Genomic DNA, 18238 nt, shown 5'->3' on the forward strand with positions numbered 1-18238 from the left:
CAGTCACTGGAGACTTGGCTGATACACCGCCATCGCGGGCAAGCCCGCTCCCACATTTTGGATCTGTATTTAGGTTTGGGGCTTGGTTAGTAGTGATACCACTTCACTTCCAGCATCACTTCATTCACCGGCGTCGACAGGTGGCTGTACTCACGCTGCGCACTCAAGCGCACACCCAGGTTGCGCGACAGTTCCCACTGCTGGTTCAGGCTGAGACTACGGCGCACTTCGCCATTGGTGAAGAAGTCGCCCTTGGCCTCCAGGCTGAGGTTACCCAGCGGATTCCTCCACAGCACACCGGTGTTAAACCCGGCCGCGGGTGAAATGGCTTCGTTGAAGTCATTGTTGTGTTCCACGCGCACGGTGCCGAGGGCGAAGCCGAGCATGTCGTCGCGCAGTTGCCAGGTGCCGCCGGCGCCGCCGTTGACGTGGGCGACCAGGGTTTCGTCGTCGTGTTTGCCGGGGACGCGCTCCAGGCCGCCAGTGACTTGCCATGACAGCGGTTGCAACAGGGCGTTGCGCGGGGTCAGGGAGCGGATGGTGGCCAGGTCCAGTTGCTGCAATTGCCAGTGGTTGCCTTCGTACTGGCGCAGTTTCATTTGCAGGATTTCGATCTGTGCGCCGAGGGGGAAGCCTTCGGCGTTGTCGTTGAGGTCGTGGTAGGCCATGCGCAGGCCGTATTCGCCAAAGGCCTTGTCGCCCCGGGTGCCGATGCCGGCTTGCCAGGTGCGCGATTCATGGCCGTTTTCCGGCAGGCCGGGCGGGGTGATCTTGAGGTCGGGCGCGGGGTTCTGGTTGATCGCGCGCAGCAGTTCGAAGCTGCGTTGGGAGCGGGCCGGGTCGCGTTCCAGGCCGTTGGCGCGGTAGCGGCCAAGGCGATAGGCGGCGTCGATGATCAGGGCCTGGCGGTCTTTGGCGAGGGCCTTGAACGCCGGGTCTTGCAATTGCTTCTGGTCATCGCTGACTTTCAGCACCCATTGCTGTTCATCACTGTCCAGCGGCTTGGCACGCTCCAGCAACTCGCGTTCGCGGGAAGGCCGATAGTCGATCTTTTCAACCAGGCCGGCATCCTTGACGGCTTTTACGGTGTCGGTGGGGATCGCGGTCAGCGGGAACTGTTCGGTCAGGCGCAGGCCGGGGCGCGCCACTTGCAGCAGTTCCAGCAGGCGATAGGAGCAGTTTTCGTCGAAGAAGAAATAGTCGAACTTGATCTGCTTGAGCTCCCACACGTGCTCGACCATGCGCTCGGTCTCGACCTGCGTGAGGTTGAGGCGGTATTCCCACAGGTCGCGGTTCTCCAGGCTGCGGTATTCGGAGAGTTTTTCCTGGTACGGCACCAGCGCGAACAGGCCGGGGTAGCCGCCCATCAGGCCTTTCCAGGCGTAGAGGATGCTGTTGTCCGAGCCTTCGATATAGGCACCGAAGTTGATCGCGTAGCTGAGCAGGGCGGTCTTGTCTCTCTGCACATCGGCCTGGTCGATGCGCAGCAAGGTATGGCCAAACATCGACGACGGGCTGTTGAGGTAGGCCGCCGGGAAGATCATCACCGCGCTATGGGGGGCGACGTCCTTGAACCATTGCTTGAATTCTTTGCAGTCCACGGCGGGCAGGTCGGTCAGGTGCAACTGATCCTTGAGCCAGCGGGTACGTGCGGGGTAGACGCATTGGGCGTGTTTTTCGCCGAGGCTTGCCGGCGCGTACAACGCGTCAACGGTGGCCTTGAGTTCGGCGTCGGGGTGGTGCGCGCCATCGGTGGCGAGAAAGAACTTCTGCTCGCTGACGTAACTGCGCCAGCCACTGATTTTGCCGGCTTCGTAATGGCCCAAAGATAGCCAGAACGGATCGTTGGCCAGTTGCTGCAAACGTTGATCATCAAGATGCGGGGCCGCGTACAGCGGGGCGCAGGCGAAGAGTGCCATCCAGGCAAAGCGTTTGAGCATAGGGGCAACTTAAAGTCGGAAAAGTGAGACCCAAAAGGGGGCGGGTCCAAAAATACAGCCCGCGCCTGGAGAGGCGCGGGCTGGTCGAGCTTAAGCTTGGGTCGCGTATTTCGCCAAGCGGGCATCGCTTTTCAGTACAGACAGGGTGTTGTTGTGCACGTCGTCAGCGGTCACGTCAGCCTTGCTGAAGATCTGCTGGAAGTGCTCGTGGGTCACGGCCGCGAAGTGCTCGCGATCTTCCGGCGCCACGCCCAGTACCACCGCGTAGGTGGTCAGCGCTTCGCCATTGCCCTTGGCCATGTCTTCGGACAGCTCGTTCATCATGCCATTCATGGCAATCCAGGACTTGCCGCCATAGGTCAGGGCGCTGTTGGTGCTGCAACCGTTGGTGCCCGAGGTCATGCCGAAGGTGGCGTTGCCGGACGTGCCGTTGGTGGTGGAAGCCAGGAAGTGGGCTGGCGTGCCGCGCTGGCCTTCGAACAGCATGTTGCCCCAACCGCAGTTCGGGCCGCCTGGCGATTCTGCCATTGCATTGAGGGAGACAACGGTGAAGAGAGTACCGAGAAGGATCCGTTTCATAGCTTTGTTCTCTTTGTGTGCAAACCAATGGACAAGGGTTCAGGCGCGTTGCAGCGCCCTAGGGGCCAGTTATTAGTCCAACCCGCGCAGTTTGGAGTTTAGGCAGGTTCAAGGGGTTCCGTGGTTTTTTATAAAACAATCAGAGATGTCGTGCTTTTTTTTGTAGGACCTGTTCTGTGTCCACGCTTTCCCAACGACGCGCCTTGCCAGAGCGCGCAAGCGAGAGCCAGAATGCCGACATCTGCCCCGCCTGATGTAAGGAAGCCCGATGCCTGATCCTGTTGCTGCCAGCTTGCGTCTAGCGCCCGAAGCGCTGACTCGCCCTTTCTCCGCTGAACAGTTCAGCTTCTCGACCACCAATGATTTGGAGCCCTTTCGCGGTGTGCTTGGCCAGGAACGTGCGGTTGAAGCGTTGCAGTTCGGTGTGGCCATGCCACGCCCCGGTTACAACGTGTTTGTCATGGGCGAGCCGGGCACTGGCCGCTTCTCGTTCGTCAAACGCTACCTGAAGGCTGAAGGCAAACGCCTGCAGACCCCGTCGGACTGGGTCTACGTGAACAATTTCGATGAGCCGCGCGAACCCCGCGCCCTGGAATTGCCCGGCGGCGCTGCTGCGGCGTTCATCAACGACATCAACGGGTTGGTCGACAACCTGACGGCCACCTTTCCGGCGGTCTTCGAACACCCCACTTACCAGCAACGCAAAAGTGCCATCGACCGCGCCTTCAACCAGCGTTACGACAAGGCCCTGGACGTGATCGAGCGCCTGGCCCTGGAAAAGGACGTGGCGCTCTACCGCGACAGCTCCAACATCGCGTTCACGCCGATGCTCGACGGCAAGGCCCTGGACGAGGCGGAGTTCTCCCAGCTGCCGGAAGCCGACCGCGAGCGTTTCCACACGGATATTTCCGAGCTGGAAGAGCGTCTCAACGAGGAGCTGGCCAGCCTGCCGCAGTGGAAGCGTGAGTCCAACAACCAACTGCGCCAGTTCAACGAAGAAACCATCACCCTGGCCCTACAGCCTTTGCTCGCGCCGCTGTCGGAAAAATACGCGGAAAACGCCGCCGTCTGCGGTTACCTGCAAGCCATGCAGGTGTACCTGCTCAAGACCGTGGTCGAGCAATTGGTGGACGACGCCAAGACCGACGCCCAGGCGCGCAAGTTGCTCGAAGAGCAATACTGCCCAAGCCTGGTGGTGGGCCATCCGGTCAACGGCGGCGCGCCCGTGGTGTTCGAACCGCACCCGACCTACGACAACCTGTTCGGCCGTATCGAATACAGCACCGACCAGGGCGCGCTCTACACCACCTATCGCCAGTTGCGCCCGGGCGCTTTGCACCGCGCCAACGGTGGTTTCCTGATCCTTGAAGCCGAGAAAATGCTCAGCGAGCCGTTTGTGTGGGACGCCCTCAAGCGCTCCCTGCAATCGCGCAAGCTGAAGATGGAATCGCCGCTGGGCGAGCTGGGCCGCCTGGCCACGGTGACCCTCAACCCGCAGATGATCCCGTTGCAGGTCAAGGTGATCATCATTGGCTCGCGCCAGTTGTACTACGCGTTGCAGGATGCCGACCCGGACTTCCAGGAGATGTTCCGCGTGCTGGTGGACTTCGACGAAGACATCCCGATGGTGGACGAAAGCCTGGAGCAGTTCGCCCAGTTGCTCAAGACCCGCACCTCGGAAGAAGGCATGGCGCCGCTGACCTCGGATGCGGTGGCGCGGTTGGCCACCTACAGCGCACGGTTGGCGGAGCATCAGGGCCGTTTGTCGGCGCGTATCGGCGATTTGTTCCAACTGGTGAGCGAGGCGGATTTCATTCGCCACCTGGCCGGCGACGAGATGACCGATGCCGGGCATATCGAACGTGCGCTCAAGGCCAAGGCCACCCGCACCGGGCGTGTGTCGGCGCGGATTCTTGACGACATGCTCGCCGGGGTGATCCTGATCGACACCGACGGTGCCGCGGTGGGCAAGTGCAACGGGCTGACGGTGCTGGAAGTCGGTGACTCGGCCTTTGGCGTGCCGGCGCGGATTTCCGCCACGGTGTACCCGGGCGGCAGCGGTATTGTCGACATCGAGCGCGAGGTCAACCTCGGCCAGCCGATTCACTCCAAGGGCGTGATGATCCTCACCGGTTACCTCGGTAGCCGTTATGCCCAGGAATTCCCGCTGGCGATCTCGGCGAGCATTGCGCTGGAGCAGTCCTACGGCTACGTGGACGGTGACAGTGCGTCGCTGGGCGAGGCGTGCACCTTGATCTCGGCCCTGTCGAAGACGCCGCTCAAGCAGTGCTTTGCCATCACCGGTTCGATCAACCAGTTTGGTGAAGTGCAGGCGGTGGGCGGGGTCAACGAGAAGATCGAAGGTTTCTTCCGCCTGTGCGAAGCGCGCGGTTTGACCGGCGAGCAGGGGGCGATCATTCCCCAGGCCAACGTGGCCACGCTGATGCTCGATGAGAAGGTGTTGCAGGCGGTACGCGCCGGGCAATTCCATATCTATGCGGTGCGCCAGGCGGATGAAGCCTTGAGTCTGCTGGTGGGCGAGCCGGCCGGTGCGCCGGATGCGGAAGGGCAGTTCCCGGAAGGCTCGGTCAATGCGCGGGTGGTTGAGCGTTTGCGGGTGATTGCGGAGATGATCAGTGAGGAAGACCTGAAGGAAGCGGAGAAGGAGTTGGCGCAGGAGGCGCTGGCGGAAGCCAAGCCCACCTGAGGCTCGGTCCCCTGTGGGAGCTGGCTTGCCTGCGATAGCGGTGTGTCAGTCAACAGAGATGGTGGCTGTGAGTCCGTCATCGCAGGCAAGCCAGCTCCCACATAACCCAGCTCCCACATGGGTACAGCAGCGCCTTCGGGGGCTGTCATGAAATTGACTCGGGTTCGGGACCAACGCCCGTTGGTCCCTACAACCTTGGTTTCTCGCGGTTTTCTTCTATTCTCTGCTCAAGGGATCTCCACAGGAGTCGCAGGATAGAAACAGCCTCGCCGAGCGTTGAGGCTGAACACCGATCTACCGAGGGTCGCCGCCATGCCGCGCAGCCTTTGCCTTACCCGCCAGTGCCTGGGCCTGGTTACCCGTATCGAATGTTCCATTCGCCCTCTTGCCGGGGATAACGGGCTGTGGACCTTGTTGTTTGCCGCCGGAATGACCGGTGAACAGCCGTCCACCATCAAGTCACAAGGCCCGTTTCATGGGCCGGTCGTGGCAGAAACCATGCTTGAATCAATCGTCGACAGCCTCACCCTGCATGGCTATGAGCAGGCCGGCGATCCGCAGATCTGGAGCCTGCACATGCAGGCCCATTTGCGACAGCTCAATGGCGACACCCATCACTGAGCGCTATTTGCTCTCGGGCTTGTCCAACTTGACCTCGAAACCGTATTGCACGGTGCTCAGGTCGGTGCGCTGGTAGCTTTCCAGGGCGGTTGGCTGGCCGTAGAAATAATGCACGTCAAACATCGCCGTGCCGTATTCCTCGGCGCGGTGGCTGACGCCGAGGATTTCCTTGAGGTAATGGCCGCTGGCGTCCTTGGCATAGAAGCGCCAGCTGTCGGCGGGGAATTCTTTCTGATCAACAATCAGCGCGTTGTCCTTGAGCGACAGGCCTTTGGGCAGCTTGCTGGTATCAATCGTGGCTTTCTCGATGGTGGCCAGAAACAGCGGGATCGAACCCACCACATACGCCGGGTTTTCCGGGAACAGGTTGAGGTCGTAGGTGAGGGTGCCGCGCACCGGATTGAGCTCGAAGGCTTCGCTCGGCAGCTCGATAGGCTCGCCGCGTTCGCCCTTGTCGTCGGCGGTGAAAAAGGTGATCGGTGATTCACTGCTGTTGCGTTCGGCACCGACCAGGTCGTCATTGAAGGTGAACGGGTGGTCGAAGACGATATGCGCGGCGCTGGCGTCTTCGGTGGACTGGCTGATGGTGACGCTGTTTTTCAGCTGGTCTTCGGTCAGGGTCGCGTCTTTCAGCCAGCTCGCGGCACCGTCGTCATACACCGTGACGGGCATCGGCAAGGCTTGCACGGTTTTTTGCAGGCTGTTCTTGTCGAAGCGCAGTACCGGCAGGTCGAGGTCTTTGCGGGTGAGCGTGGCCTTGGAAAAATCCAGCACGCTGATCTGCAGGTTGTCGATCACGCCATTGAAGTAGACCTTGGCGTAATGGCTGCTCTGCTTGTGTTCGAAGTCTTTCTGTTGGTCGACGAGTTTTTTCTCGAAGGCCTCGGACCAGGCCGTCTGTTTTTGCATCTCGGCCAATTGTTTCTCGTAGAACGCCACCTGCGCGGCGCTTTCGTTGATCGAGCCCGAGCGTGTGAGAAATTGCCCGGTGCTGTCCCGCGCCTCGACCAGCAGCGGGTTGGGCGACTCGTCACCGACCTCCGGGGCCAGCGGTGCGCTGTTGCTCATCTCGATCTCGGCGTAGTTCTTTTCCAGCAACAGCAGCTTGAGGGTGACCGTGCCTTCGGTACGTGTGCGCCCGACGTCCTGTTTGCCCAGGTCAAAGCTCAGGACTTTGCCCGGCGCGATCACTTCCACCGTGCCTTTGAGGCTGACGGGCTGCGGCTGGCTCTTGTTTTCGGTCTCGATGCCGTCGATGAACGGGTAGGTCACCGTCAAATCATCGGGGTTGGTCAGGTTGGAACTGCTGGGGCTCAACTGGATGCCGGGGTCGGTTTCCGACCATTCCGGCTGGAAGGGAATGACTTTGTTGTTGCTCAACGTTACCGACTGCCACTCTAGCCCATGGGGGAACGGGAACTGGTCCGGGCTGTTGAAACTGAATGGGAAGACCGGCTGCAAGTCCGTCAGGTAGTCGGAATGGGAGGCTTTGCGCAGTACGAAAAGGCCGTTGATATAGGTGTCCACCAGCGCCTGGGGCGTAGGGTAGTGGCTGAGCAGGGCGAGGGAGTTCTCACCGTATTCCGCTTCGATGGGTTTGTCGGCGAGCTTGACCCGCGCCCGTTCCAGCAACAGCAGCGAACCGCCAAGGTCGGCGATGGCGTCGCGCAGCTTGGGGTCCTGGATGCTGTCCAGGGAGTGTTCGAACTTAGCGGTTTTCTCTTCGAGGGTGGCTTGCTTCTGCTCATCTTTGGGGGAGCAGCCGCTGGCCATCAGCAACACTGCACACAGGCCGAAGCTGGCCAAAGGCGTTCGCACATCCATCATCTGAGTTTTCCTGTCCGACGTCATCGAGCCGATTTAATGGCCTCGACACTAGCAGAAAAATTCTCTTACAGATGCGCCCAGGTCAGTTTTCTCGCGGTTACAGGTGTCTGGTAGCGGCTGGTATACTCGCCGCCATTTCTAGCCCCGCTGTGTGAGATCCCATGGAACGCTTTATCGAAAACACTATGTACGCCTCACGCTGGCTGCTGGCGCCGATCTACCTGGGGCTGTCCCTGGGCTTGCTGATCCTGGCGTTGAAGTTCTTTCAGGAAATCATCCACGTCCTGCCCAACGTGTTCACCATGTTGGAAGCCGACGTCATCCTGCTGCTGCTGTCGTTGATCGACATGGCGCTGGTGGGTGGTTTGCTGGTGATGGTGATGATTTCCGGCTACGAGAACTTTGTCTCGCAGCTGGATATCGATGACAACAAGGAAAAGCTCAACTGGCTGGGCACCATGGACTCTTCCTCGCTGAAGATGAAAGTGGCGGCGTCCATCGTGGCGATTTCGTCGATCCACCTGCTGCGCATCTTCATGGACGCCAAGAACGTCGATCCACAGCACCTGATGTGGTACGTGATCATTCACATGACCTTCGTCGTCTCGGCGTTTGCCATGGGTTACCTGGACAAACTGACCAAGCACTGATGCACCGCGCCGGCCTTATTGCTCGATGAAGTAGTAAGGTTGGCGGCCGATCGCCATCTCCTTGATCACCTTCACCGGCTCTTCCAGCCCTTTGGTGTGATCCGTCAACGCAACGTTGCCGGGTTTGGCCGTCAGGAATGCGCGCAACTCGGCCTCGGTTTGCAGGAGCGGCACGTAGCCCTGCATATAGAACACCCCGGCCCCGGCAATCCGCTCGTTTGGCTGGAACATCGCCACTTCCCGACCTTCTGCTTGCAGCGCCTGAAGCTCGCTGATCACCGGCACGAACGACTCGTGCTTGTCGGCTTTGGGCGCAAACCAGAAGGCCGTGGTCAGGTAACTGGCAAACAGTGCGGCAAATACGCCGCCGATGATCTGCCGGTGGTAGCGGTACACGCCGGGCTTGCGCTCCTTCAAGCGTTCCAGCAGTACGCGAGCATATTCCGCCGCCAGCACAGCGGCGGCCGGCGTGAGCGACATCAAGTACACGGTGCGTTTGCTGGACGCCAGCGTCAGCAGGGTGAACTGCGCCACCAGCCAGATGCAGAAAAATAGCTGATAGCGATTGCGCACCAGGCTCTTACGGAAATGCCACAGGCCCAGGTACACCAGGATATTCCACGGCAGGAACGCCTCGGGCAGTTTGGCGATGTAGTAGTAGAACGGTTCGTAGTGCCCAGCCTCGACAAACGAGCCACTGAAGCGCCCGACGCTATTGGTCCACAACACTTCGCCGACCGCCTGCATGCCGCCGCGCTGGAACAGGAACGCCAGCCAGATCATCAGCGGCACCAAGGCCAGCAGGGTGAACAGCCCAGGCTTGAGCCAGTCGCCGATGCGCAGGCGCTTGTCCTGCACGCTAGTCACGGCCAGGTACACAAAAATCACAATGCCCGGCATCGCCAGGCCCAGCACGCCTTTGCTCAGGGTGGCGATCACCATGCCCGCGGTAAACAGCGCCCATGCGCCCGCCTTGGAACCCGCGTTTTCGGGGCGCATCGCTTGGTAGAACGCCAGCAATGCGGTGGTCACGCCGAGGCTGAGCAGCGAGTCTTCACCCACGCCGCGCACGTTGCTCCAATAACTGGCCATGGTCGCGAGGATCAGCGCCGCGCTAAACGCCAAGGTCTGCGGCCGGCCGAACTTGCGCAACATCCCGTAGAACAGCATCACGCTGAACAACCCGGCGAACGCCGAGGCCAGGCGCACCGCCCAAGTGGTGCCGCCAAACAGGCGAATCGCCCCGGCGTCGAGCCACAGGCTCAGGGGCGGTTTTTCCAGGAACGGCTCGCGAAACAACTGCGGCACCACCCAGTTGTTGTCCAGGTGCATGGCCATCGCAATCCCGGCGACCCGGGCTTCGGTGGAACCTTGCAGCTCATGGCTGCCAAGGGCGAAGAAAAACAACAGGGCAACAAGCAGGAGCAGCAGAGGAACAGGACGCGTCATGGATTCTGGCTACCAAGGCGGGGGAGCGCTCGGGGGGAGCGGTCATTGCAATGGGCTAGTATCGGTTGGCGATTCTGAATATTTCGTGAACGGATGGATAAATAGTGAGGGGGTCAGCCCCTGCGCCGATCTGGCCGCAGGAGGGTCATATGGGCACAGCGCCTATCACCACAAACCCCAGAGGCCCGCTACGTTTCTCCACCCGCACCCAACCCTGATAAGCACCGCTGCCGGCTTCGCAGATTTTGATCTGTTTGTTCACTTCCGTATCGAACACGTGGATGCCTGTGCAACTACGGTGGCCTCTACCCGCGTATTCGTACGCGGTGTCGTAGCTGCTGAACGTTCTGCTTGTAAGAAAAATGACTGCTGCTAGCAGTGAGACCATGACTACGGCACTCGCGACGAAGGCGCCGAGAAAAACTTTCAACCGCTCCAGCGCTTTTTTGCGCAGCCATTCGCCCTTCCTGGTGTGCCACAGGTGCAATAGCCATGCGATTGCCAGCACTGGCGATGAGATCAGACAGATTTTTTCGGCCATCGGTTTGAAGTGTACAGAGGGCCAGACTATGAGTACCCAGCCCAGCAGCAGCGCCGTGACCAGCACGAAGCCAATGACGACCGGTATCAGGTAGGTGTAGGAATTTCTATTCAATGCAACGTTCGTCCTTGTAGGCAAAGCTTGCTGCCGTTGTCTTTTGGCGGCTGGGGCAGTGGGTCCATTGCGGCGGCCTATTCTGCGGCTTGATCGCGGACAATTGCCATCCCCGGGCCTTTAAGCTAGATTGCGATTCATTCTCAAATGCGCGCAATTACCATGTCGGCCACCCTCCCTCCCCACGAAGCGCCCCAGTCGATTGCCCGTCTGTACAGTGACCACCACGGTTGGCTGGTGCGTTGGCTGCGGGCACGGCTGGGGTGTTCTCATCAGGCGGCAGACATGGCCCAGGACACCTTCGTACGCCTGCTGCTCAGCGAGCGCAAAGGGCCACCTGCAACGCGCCTGCAACAACCGCGTCCCTATCTGGCTACCGTTGCGCGACGGGTGATGATCGACAGTTTTCGTCGCCATGGGTTGGAGCAGGCTTACCTGCAAGCGCTGGCCCAGCAACCTGAAAGCTACGCGTTGTCGCCGGAAGACAAGCTGTTGATGCTCGAAGCGCTGCACGCGGTGGATGCGATGCTCGATGGCCTGGGGCGCAAGGTGAAGCAGGCGTTCCTGCTCTCGCAACTGCAAGGTCAGGGTTACAAGGAGATCGCCGCGACCCTGGGGGTTTCGGTCAGCTCCGTGACGCAATACGTGGCCAAGGCTTCGGAGCATTGCCTGCTGTTTGTGCTGGAGTCGGAGTTGTGACCCTCGACGACAAACGCCAGGCCCTGCGCGCCGCTGCACAATGGTTGGCCCGGCGAGCAGGGGCGCCGGACGACGTGGCGCTGGAGCAGGCGTTTCGCCAATGGCACCTGGACAGCCCGACCCATCGCTGGGCCTGGCAGCGTGTGGAAAACCTGCAAACCCAACTGGGCCAACTGCCCGGCGCCGTGGCGTATCAAACGCTCGATCACGGTCCAAGCGCCGGCCCGACGCTCAACCGCCGTACGCTGCTCAAAGGCCTGATAATGGTTGGCGGGGTTGGTGGCCTTGGCTGGTCCGGCTACCGGCAGGCCCCGTTGTGGTTGGCCGACCTGCGCACGAACGTGGGCGAGCGGCGCAGCGTGCAATTGGCCGACGGTACTCGCCTGGTCCTCAACACCGCGACGGCCGTGGATATCGAATTCACCGGCCAATTGCGCCTGATCACCCTGCGCGTCGGCGAGATCCAGGTGCAAACCGGCCAAGATCCGCGACCCTTTGTGGTGCGCAGCGCCCAAGGCGATATGCAAGCACTGGGCACACGGTTCGATGTACGGCAGAACGACGGCAGCACCACCTTGAGCGTGTCGGAGCATGCGGTGCAGATCCGCCTGGGCGATGGCCGCACACAGTTGGTCAACAGTGGGCAGGCCATCACCTTCCATCATGGCGATTTTGGCCCGTTGCACGCGGCGTCGCCGGGAAGCGAGGAGTGGGTGCAGGGCCGCCTGCTGGTCGACGCCTGGCCGTTGCGGCAGGTGTTGGCTGAACTGAGTCGGTATCGCGTCGGCTATCTGGGCTGTGCCGATGACGTGAGCCACCTGCTGCTGTCCGGTGCGTTCCCCCTGGACGATCTGGATGCCGCACTGGCTGCCGTCTCGCGCGCGCTGCCGGTGGCGGTAGTGCGCCGCACCCGTTACTGGACGCGGGTGGTCAAAAAAGCCTGAGCGCAAAAATAAATGCGCGACCTCTGTAGAAAACCGAATCCCCGCTCGACCTACTCCTGAACTTATAAAACTCTGCCCATTACGTCAGGAGCCCCCATGTACCTCCAGCAAACAGAGGACGTTTGTCTTCGCACCCATCGGCCACGCAAATCCACACTGGCCACGACGATTCTGTCGGCCGGCCTGGCCTTGCAGTGCATCGCCCTGGCGCCCCTGGCGAATGCTGCCGAGCAGGCTCAAGCCAGCGCCGAGCAGAAGGCTTTTCGCATCGCGGCCGGTCCTTTGGGCACAGCGCTGACGCGGTTTTCGGGGGATGCTGGCGTCGTGGTGTCGTTTGACGCGAACCTTACCGCCGGGCGCAATACGGCGGGGTTGAATGGGGTATACAGCGTCGAGCAGGGTTTCGCGCTGTTGCTGCAGGGCAGTGGTCTGCTGGCGCAGAAAGTCGATGAGCGCACCTACCTGGTGTCTGCGGCGCAACAGGGCGACGCCATCAGCCTCGGCCCGGTCAGCATTCGCGGCCAGGAGCTGGCGCAAACCACCGAGGGCAGCGGTTCCTATACGACCGGCTCGACGAATTCCGCGACCAAGATGAACCTGAGCCTGAAAGAGACGCCGCAGTCGGTGTCGGTGATTACCCGCCAGACCATGGATGACTTCAACCTGGCGTCCATCGATGACGTCATGCGCCACACGCCCGGCGTCACGGTCGCGACCTTCGACAGCGAGCGCACCAACTACTACGCCCGTGGTTTTGCCATCCAGAGCTTTCAATACGACGGCATTCCCACCACCCGCAACGACGGTTACTCCGCTGGGCAAACCCTGAGCGACATGGCGATCTACGACCGCGTCGAAGTCCTCAAGGGCGCCCCGGGCCTGATGACCGGCGCCGGTGGCCCAGGCGGCACGATCAACCTGATCCGCAAGAAACCCACTGCGCAATTCCAGGGGCATGTCGATCTGGGCGCGGGCTCGTGGGACAACTACCGCTCGGAACTCGACCTCAGCGGCCCGCTGACCGACAGCGGCAACGTGCGCGGACGGGCGGTGATGGTGTATCAGGACAAGCATTCGTTCATGGACCATTACGAACGTAAGACCAACGTTTACTACGGCACGCTGGAATTCGACCTGTCACCGGACACCTTGCTGACGGTCGGCGCCGACTACCAGAACAACGACCCCAAAGGCTCCAGCTGGACCGGCAGCCGCTCGTTGTTTGACACGGCGGGCAATGAAATCAGCTTCCCGCGCTCCTATAACAACGGCCCTAAATGGAGCGGCTGGCAACAATACAGTCGCTCCGTGTTCGCCACGCTGGAACACAACCTCGACAACGGCTGGGTCGCCAAGGCCAACTACACCAATCAGCTCAACGGCTACAACGCACCACTGGGTTACGCATCGCCCAACAGCACCACCACCGCATCGGTGTACGCCGCCAAATACACCGGCCGGACCATCAGCAACAACCTCGACATGTATCTCTCCGGACCCTTCAGCCTGGCGGGCCGCGAGCATCAGTTGGTGGTTGGCACCTCGACTTCTCGCTCGCACTGGAAAGACAAGGACTACTACAACGGTAGCCACGGCAACTACGACCTGTACGGCTGGGACGGCGACGATAACGAGCCGGACTGGGGTTCGCCGAGCATGACCAAGGATGACGTCACCCGGCAAAACGCCGTGTATTTCTCCACCCGCCTGAGCCTCACCGACGACCTGTCCCTGCTGCTCGGCTCGCGCCTGACCGACTACCGCCTCACCGGCACCAACGACTCAACGGAGACCGGCAAAGTCATCCCTTATGTTGGGGTGGTCTACGACATCAACGACAACGTTTCGGCCTACGCCAGCTACACCGAAATCTTCATGCCGCAAATGCTACGCCCCGACCGCAACAACAAAATGGTCGAGCCCGACGAAGGCAAAAACTACGAAGTGGGCCTCAAGGGCGAATTCTTCGGCGGCCGCCTGAACACCAGCCTTGCCTACTTTGAAGTGCACGAAGAAAACCGTGCCGAAGAAGACACCGAATACAACAACAACCCCACCAACCTGCCACTGGATTGGGCCTACGTCGGTATCAAGGCCAAGACCAAGGGCTACGAAGCCGAAATCTCCGGCGAGCTCGCCCCCGGCTGGCAACTGCAAGCGGGCTACACCCATAAGATCAGCCGTGACGACAGCGGCAAAAAGATCTCCACCTGGGAGCCTGAAGACCAACTCAACTTCTACACCAGCTACAAACTCACCGGCAGCCTCGACAAACTCACCCTCGGCGGCGGCGCCCGCTGGCAAGGTAAGGGCTGGCAGGATGCCTACAACTACGGGAAGGGGGTTAATCAAGTGTTCTCTCAAGATCCGTACTGGCTGGTTGACCTGATGGCGAGGTACCAGATCAGTAAAAGTCTTTCGGCGTCGGTGAATGTGAATAATGTGTTGGATAAGAAGTACTTCACCAATATTGGGTTTTATAGGTCTTCGTACTACGGCGATCCGCGGAATGTGATGGTTTCGATGCGTTGGGGTTTTTGAGGTGGGATGGGGAAAGGCCGAGGCGCTGTGAGGTGGCTTGGCTTTTTGTGACTGGGTTCTTTGGGCGGCTATCCGCTCAGCAGCAGCTGAGCTTCCGGTTCCGTAAGCAAGGCTTCGTCAATGCGGTTCGCATGTTTGTGCGTGGTGGGTGTTGGTGAAGGCGTGCCAGGGAGTCTGGGGGGGATTGCGGGCACAAAAAAAGACGTCCGTGGACGTCTTTAGATGAGGTGGGGGAAGCTGAAAAGCTTTCTCATCTTATTAATTTATATAAAGAATAATAATCTTAAATTTTTGCTGGAATACCAATTGGAATACCGCTCTACCGGGCGATACTCACCACGATCGGTGGTATGAGTTCACCAGAGCGGAGCTGACGTTAAGTAAGGATGTAGATCTTAAGTCTCTTGTAAGAAACCTCCTCATTTTTGGTAGGCTTTTGCCATCAGTCTAGAGGAAGTGGAATGCCCGCAGTCATCGTTGAAAACGACACATCGCACTGGCAAGACGAAACCGGTGCTGTCTATCACTTCCCCAAGCGGTACCAAGCCTGGCTTGCTGAAGGAACCGAAGTGATCTATTACAAAGGACGCATCAAGGACAAAACCTTTGCTTCTGTCCGCCTCAGCGCCGATCCGCATTATTTTGGTATGGCACGCATCGGCGAGGTCTACGCAGACCGGAGGAGTGATAAGGGTGACCTTTTTGCTTTGATCGAAAACTTCACTCCGTTTGAAGGCGCTATCCCCTCGAAAATTAACGGAGTGTACCTAGAGACGATCCCCGCTACTCGAGTGAACAACTATTGGCGTGACGGGGTTCGGTCCATTTCCCAACTGGATTACGATGCAATCCTAAGTCATGCGAAGCTCCTGTCTTCCCAGGCTGACCACGTCGCACCAAATTTCGAAGGCGATCCATTGACCTTTGAATCGGCCAATGAAGGCAGCAAATCAAGTTACTTTGGAACCCGCTACGAGCGCCGGAAAGATCTGAGGGTGAAGGCCATTGCTATCCACGGCCTTGACTGCAAGGCATGTGGCTTTGATTTCGAACAGGCGTACGGCGAGCACGCGAAGGGGTTCATTCACGTACACCATATAGTGCCGATTTCGGACTTTGGTGGTGAGAAAGCCGTGAATCCTGAGACTGACCTCGTTACGTTGTGCGCGAACTGTCACGCGGCGGTCCATCGCAAGCGGCATATGACTCTGAGCGTTGATGAGCTGAAAGGAATGTTGCGCGGGCGATGGGTAATCGAGCCTTAGTTTTCTACTGGGTTCAACCTACGTTTTTTGTGAGGCTGAATCCTGGATAGTGACATCCTGCCGGCCGGCCCATTAGCCGTTACTGTGCCTGGCAAGTCGGCTCTCAAAGTATTGCGCGGTCTCCTGATCAGTACAGTATAGGTAGCAGCCTTTCATCCCACGAGTCATCAATGTTCGATACGTGTTTTTGATGATCAGGTCTGTATCTTGTTGCGCCAGAGCAGGTTGCTCCTTCATCAACTTCTTCCAGCCACGAATCGATTTGTCATTCTTATCTCGCTCATGCGGCGACGTTACCACCTGCCCATCACGCACGACTAGATCTGGTCCGATGATCACTCCAATATAATCAACTTCCAGCCCTTGGCAGGTGTGGATACAACCGACCTGTTCAATGGAATTCTCAGCGATGATCCACAAGCTGCCATCCTGATCCAGATTCCATTGGCGTGCGTAGTCATTGCCGATAACGATGTCAGTGGCCTTGGCGTCTTTCTTGCTGAGCCAAGGCCAGCAATAGCCCGCGACCACACGAGCCTTGTTTCCATGGTTTTTCTCGTCAATGGCGTCATGCAGCGCCTGAGGTGAGTCGAATACCTTGAACTCGTACTCCGAGGTGTTGAGCGTCGGATTTGCTGTCGAGCGAATGCCAAGCACGTCATCCAGCCATGCCATGTAACCGTCAGAACCACTGCAGCGAAACTGTGAAGACAGCACATATTCCTCGACCACAGCCCCCTTGGCTTTGGCAAAGGCGCGTATCGCCTGCTTGCTGCCTATGTCGCTCAGGGTCACACGTTGGTCTTCATCGATGAAGAAAATTGAGCATTTCGCTGATTCAATCAGCTCCTTGATCTGGTTTTCGCCAAGGTTCCCATAAAGCCCGCTTTTCTCATTCAACCGGTGGGCTTCGTCCACGATAAGCGCATCGAATGTGTTGGGCTCAGTGTCGATGAACGCTCCAGAGCCTGAAAAGAAATTCGAGAAATGGCTGCGTTTGATGGTGCCAACCAATTTGCTTTCGTAGACCTTGCGTGGGGCGGCATTCTTCGAGACATATTTGCTTAACAACCTCAATTCTGTGAGCCTCACCAGTAAATTGATAGCCAGAACAGTTTTTCCGGTGCCCGGGCCCCCCTCAATGATCAGCACCTTTGGTGCCTGTTCCGAGGCTTCACTTGCTGCCGCAAGCGCTGATTCAAAAATTGCTTTTTGATCGTCAATCAATACGAACTCTGGCTTGCCTGTCATCAGCCCTTCGAGGGCCTCGGCTAGCGCTTTGGACGGACGGATTTTCCCATCGGACAGTTCGTAGAGAACCTCTTTGTTGTCGCCGTGAGCAATATGCTTCTTCAGGAAGCTTCTGAGTTTGGTAAGCTCCTCCGGCCCTTTCAGGAACAGTGGAGCTTTGCTGATGTGGGGCTCGTAGTGAGCTGAGTCGATGATGCCGTCGCTGACGTAGTTATGAAGGTAGGCACACGGACGGATCTCGATGCTTTTGTCATACACAGCCTCGTTGAAACCCTCCAGCAGCACGGCGTATGACCATACTTGATAGGACGGGTGAATGGTCTCAACGAGGCCACCACCCAATGCCGTTTTGACGATGGCATCCTTGGTCGTGGCGCTGGCCTTGCTCCATTGCTTTAATTCGATCAAGACGGCTTTTTTTGCCTGATTTTCGTCGCGACCGGTGAGCAGAAAATCGATGCGCTTCGACGACTGCGGAATGTGCAGCTCAATGGCCAGGCCCGCGTCGCTCGGCAGGCCTTCATCCCTAAGGACCTTGGCCATATACGTTAGAGATCCTTGCCACGACCTGATTTCCGACCTGCCAACGGTCTTGCCGGTGGCTTCCTTGAAATGCCTGAGGATCACCTCCTCAATGTCATCGTTATCGTTGTCTTTAAGAAATTGCTGTTTGGTCGCAGCGTAGACGATCACGGGCTGTCCTTAGATTCGAGTTGTTCAGAGTCGGTCGTACTTTTTGCTGCTGCTTTTGGCTTTATCCACTGGGTACTTCTGGCCGTTCGAGGCGAGTTTCCGTGTCACCGCTTCGTTGAGATCAACGCCGAGTACGCTGCTCAGGCGAACTAGGTACATCAGTACGTCCGCCAATTCGTCTTTTACGGCTATGCCGATTTCGGGATCTTTAGCTACGGAGAGCGAATCGGCATCGCTCATCCATTGGAAGATCTCGCACAGCTCCCCTACCTCGCCAGCGAGCGCCAAAATGAGATTTTTTGGGGAGTGGAACTGCTGCCAGTCGCGATCATCTGCGAAACGCTGAAGGGATGCGGCAAGCTTCACTACGTCAACCAGTGGAGCGGATGAGCTGTCTGAGTCACTCACGGGGCTATC

Annotated in this window: 14 protein-coding genes; 7 read left to right on the forward strand and 7 right to left on the reverse strand. The window is 59.0% G+C overall.

The genetic code is table 11. The annotated features are described in order from the left end of the window. Window positions 1–86: 86 nt before the first annotated feature. Together B348_RS0127070 and B348_RS0127075 are read right to left on the reverse strand one after the other, a co-directional pair. The gene (locus tag B348_RS0127070) at window positions 87–1940 is read right to left on the reverse strand and encodes a DUF4105 domain-containing protein (protein WP_017739153.1); all 1854 of its coding nucleotides are present in this window, start codon (window positions 1938–1940) and stop codon (window positions 87–89) included. A gap of 90 nt (window positions 1941–2030) precedes the next feature. Then, on the reverse strand, window positions 2031–2519 hold the full coding sequence (locus B348_RS0127075; protein WP_026137099.1) for a DUF3015 domain-containing protein: 489 nt from the start codon (window positions 2517–2519) through the stop codon (window positions 2031–2033). A gap of 268 nt (window positions 2520–2787) precedes the next feature. On the opposite strand from B348_RS0127075, the gene B348_RS0127080 reads away from it, so the two are divergent. Both B348_RS0127080 and B348_RS0127085 read left to right on the forward strand, forming a co-directional pair. Continuing rightward, window positions 2788–5226 (forward strand): Lon protease family protein, encoded by a 2439-nt coding sequence (locus B348_RS0127080; RefSeq protein ID WP_017739155.1) that lies wholly within the window; start codon window positions 2788–2790, stop codon window positions 5224–5226. A 312-nt stretch (window positions 5227–5538) separates the two neighbouring features. Beyond that, window positions 5539–5847 carry a hypothetical protein gene (locus B348_RS0127085; protein ID WP_017739156.1) on the forward strand — a complete coding sequence of 103 codons (309 nt, stop codon included), beginning with the start codon at window positions 5539–5541 and terminating at the stop codon, window positions 5845–5847. Window positions 5848–5850: 3 nt separating this feature from the next. Here B348_RS0127085 and B348_RS0127090 read toward each other — a convergent pair whose 3' ends face one another. Beyond that, on the reverse strand, window positions 5851–7674 hold the full coding sequence (locus tag B348_RS0127090) for a hypothetical protein (protein WP_017739157.1): 1824 nt from the start codon (window positions 7672–7674) through the stop codon (window positions 5851–5853). Window positions 7675–7835: 161 nt separating this feature from the next. Between B348_RS0127090 and B348_RS0127095 the strand changes: the two genes are divergently transcribed. Continuing rightward, entirely contained in the window at window positions 7836–8324 is a 489-nt protein-coding gene (locus B348_RS0127095; protein ID WP_017739158.1) for a TIGR00645 family protein, read from the forward strand. A gap of 15 nt (window positions 8325–8339) precedes the next feature. Here B348_RS0127095 and B348_RS0127100 read toward each other — a convergent pair whose 3' ends face one another. Then, window positions 8340–9773 carry a glycosyltransferase family 39 protein gene (locus B348_RS0127100; RefSeq protein WP_017739159.1) on the reverse strand — a complete coding sequence of 478 codons (1434 nt, stop codon included), beginning with the start codon at window positions 9771–9773 and terminating at the stop codon, window positions 8340–8342. A 145-nt stretch (window positions 9774–9918) separates the two neighbouring features. Then, complete coding sequence (locus tag B348_RS0127105) at window positions 9919–10428, reverse strand: hypothetical protein (RefSeq protein WP_017739160.1); 510 nt, start codon at window positions 10426–10428, stop codon at window positions 9919–9921. 162 nt (window positions 10429–10590) lie between these two features. Here B348_RS0127105 and B348_RS0127110 point away from each other — a divergent pair, with 162 nt between their 5' ends. The 4 genes from B348_RS0127110 (at window position 10591) to B348_RS0127125 (ending at window position 15877) form a co-directional block, all read left to right on the forward strand. Then, the gene (locus B348_RS0127110) at window positions 10591–11127 is read left to right on the forward strand and encodes a sigma-70 family RNA polymerase sigma factor (RefSeq protein WP_026137100.1); all 537 of its coding nucleotides are present in this window, start codon (window positions 10591–10593) and stop codon (window positions 11125–11127) included. Beyond that, on the forward strand, window positions 11124–12071 hold the full coding sequence (locus B348_RS0127115; RefSeq protein WP_017739162.1) for a FecR domain-containing protein: 948 nt from the start codon (window positions 11124–11126) through the stop codon (window positions 12069–12071). Before B348_RS0127110 ends, B348_RS0127115 begins: the two co-directional genes overlap by 4 nt. 96 nt (window positions 12072–12167) lie before the next feature. Then, a complete protein-coding gene (locus B348_RS0127120; protein ID WP_017739163.1) occupies window positions 12168–14612 on the forward strand; it encodes a TonB-dependent siderophore receptor in 2445 nt (814 codons plus the stop codon). A 461-nt stretch (window positions 14613–15073) separates the two neighbouring features. Further along, window positions 15074–15877 carry an HNH endonuclease gene (locus B348_RS0127125; protein ID WP_017739164.1) on the forward strand — a complete coding sequence of 268 codons (804 nt, stop codon included), beginning with the start codon at window positions 15074–15076 and terminating at the stop codon, window positions 15875–15877. Between the two features lie 72 nt (window positions 15878–15949). On the opposite strand, the gene B348_RS0127130 is transcribed toward B348_RS0127125, so the two are convergent. Both B348_RS0127130 and B348_RS0127135 read right to left on the reverse strand, forming a co-directional pair. Beyond that, complete coding sequence (locus tag B348_RS0127130; RefSeq protein ID WP_017739165.1) at window positions 15950–17821, reverse strand: DUF2075 domain-containing protein; 1872 nt, start codon at window positions 17819–17821, stop codon at window positions 15950–15952. Window positions 17822–17845: 24 nt separating this feature from the next. Beyond that, entirely contained in the window at window positions 17846–18229 is a 384-nt protein-coding gene (locus tag B348_RS0127135) for a nucleotide pyrophosphohydrolase (RefSeq protein ID WP_017739166.1), read from the reverse strand. Between the last annotated feature and the right edge of the window lie 9 nt (window positions 18230–18238).

Origin of the sequence: Pseudomonas sp. CBZ-4, from assembly GCF_000346755.1 — a bacterium.
Taxonomy (GTDB): domain Bacteria; phylum Pseudomonadota; class Gammaproteobacteria; order Pseudomonadales; family Pseudomonadaceae; genus Aquipseudomonas.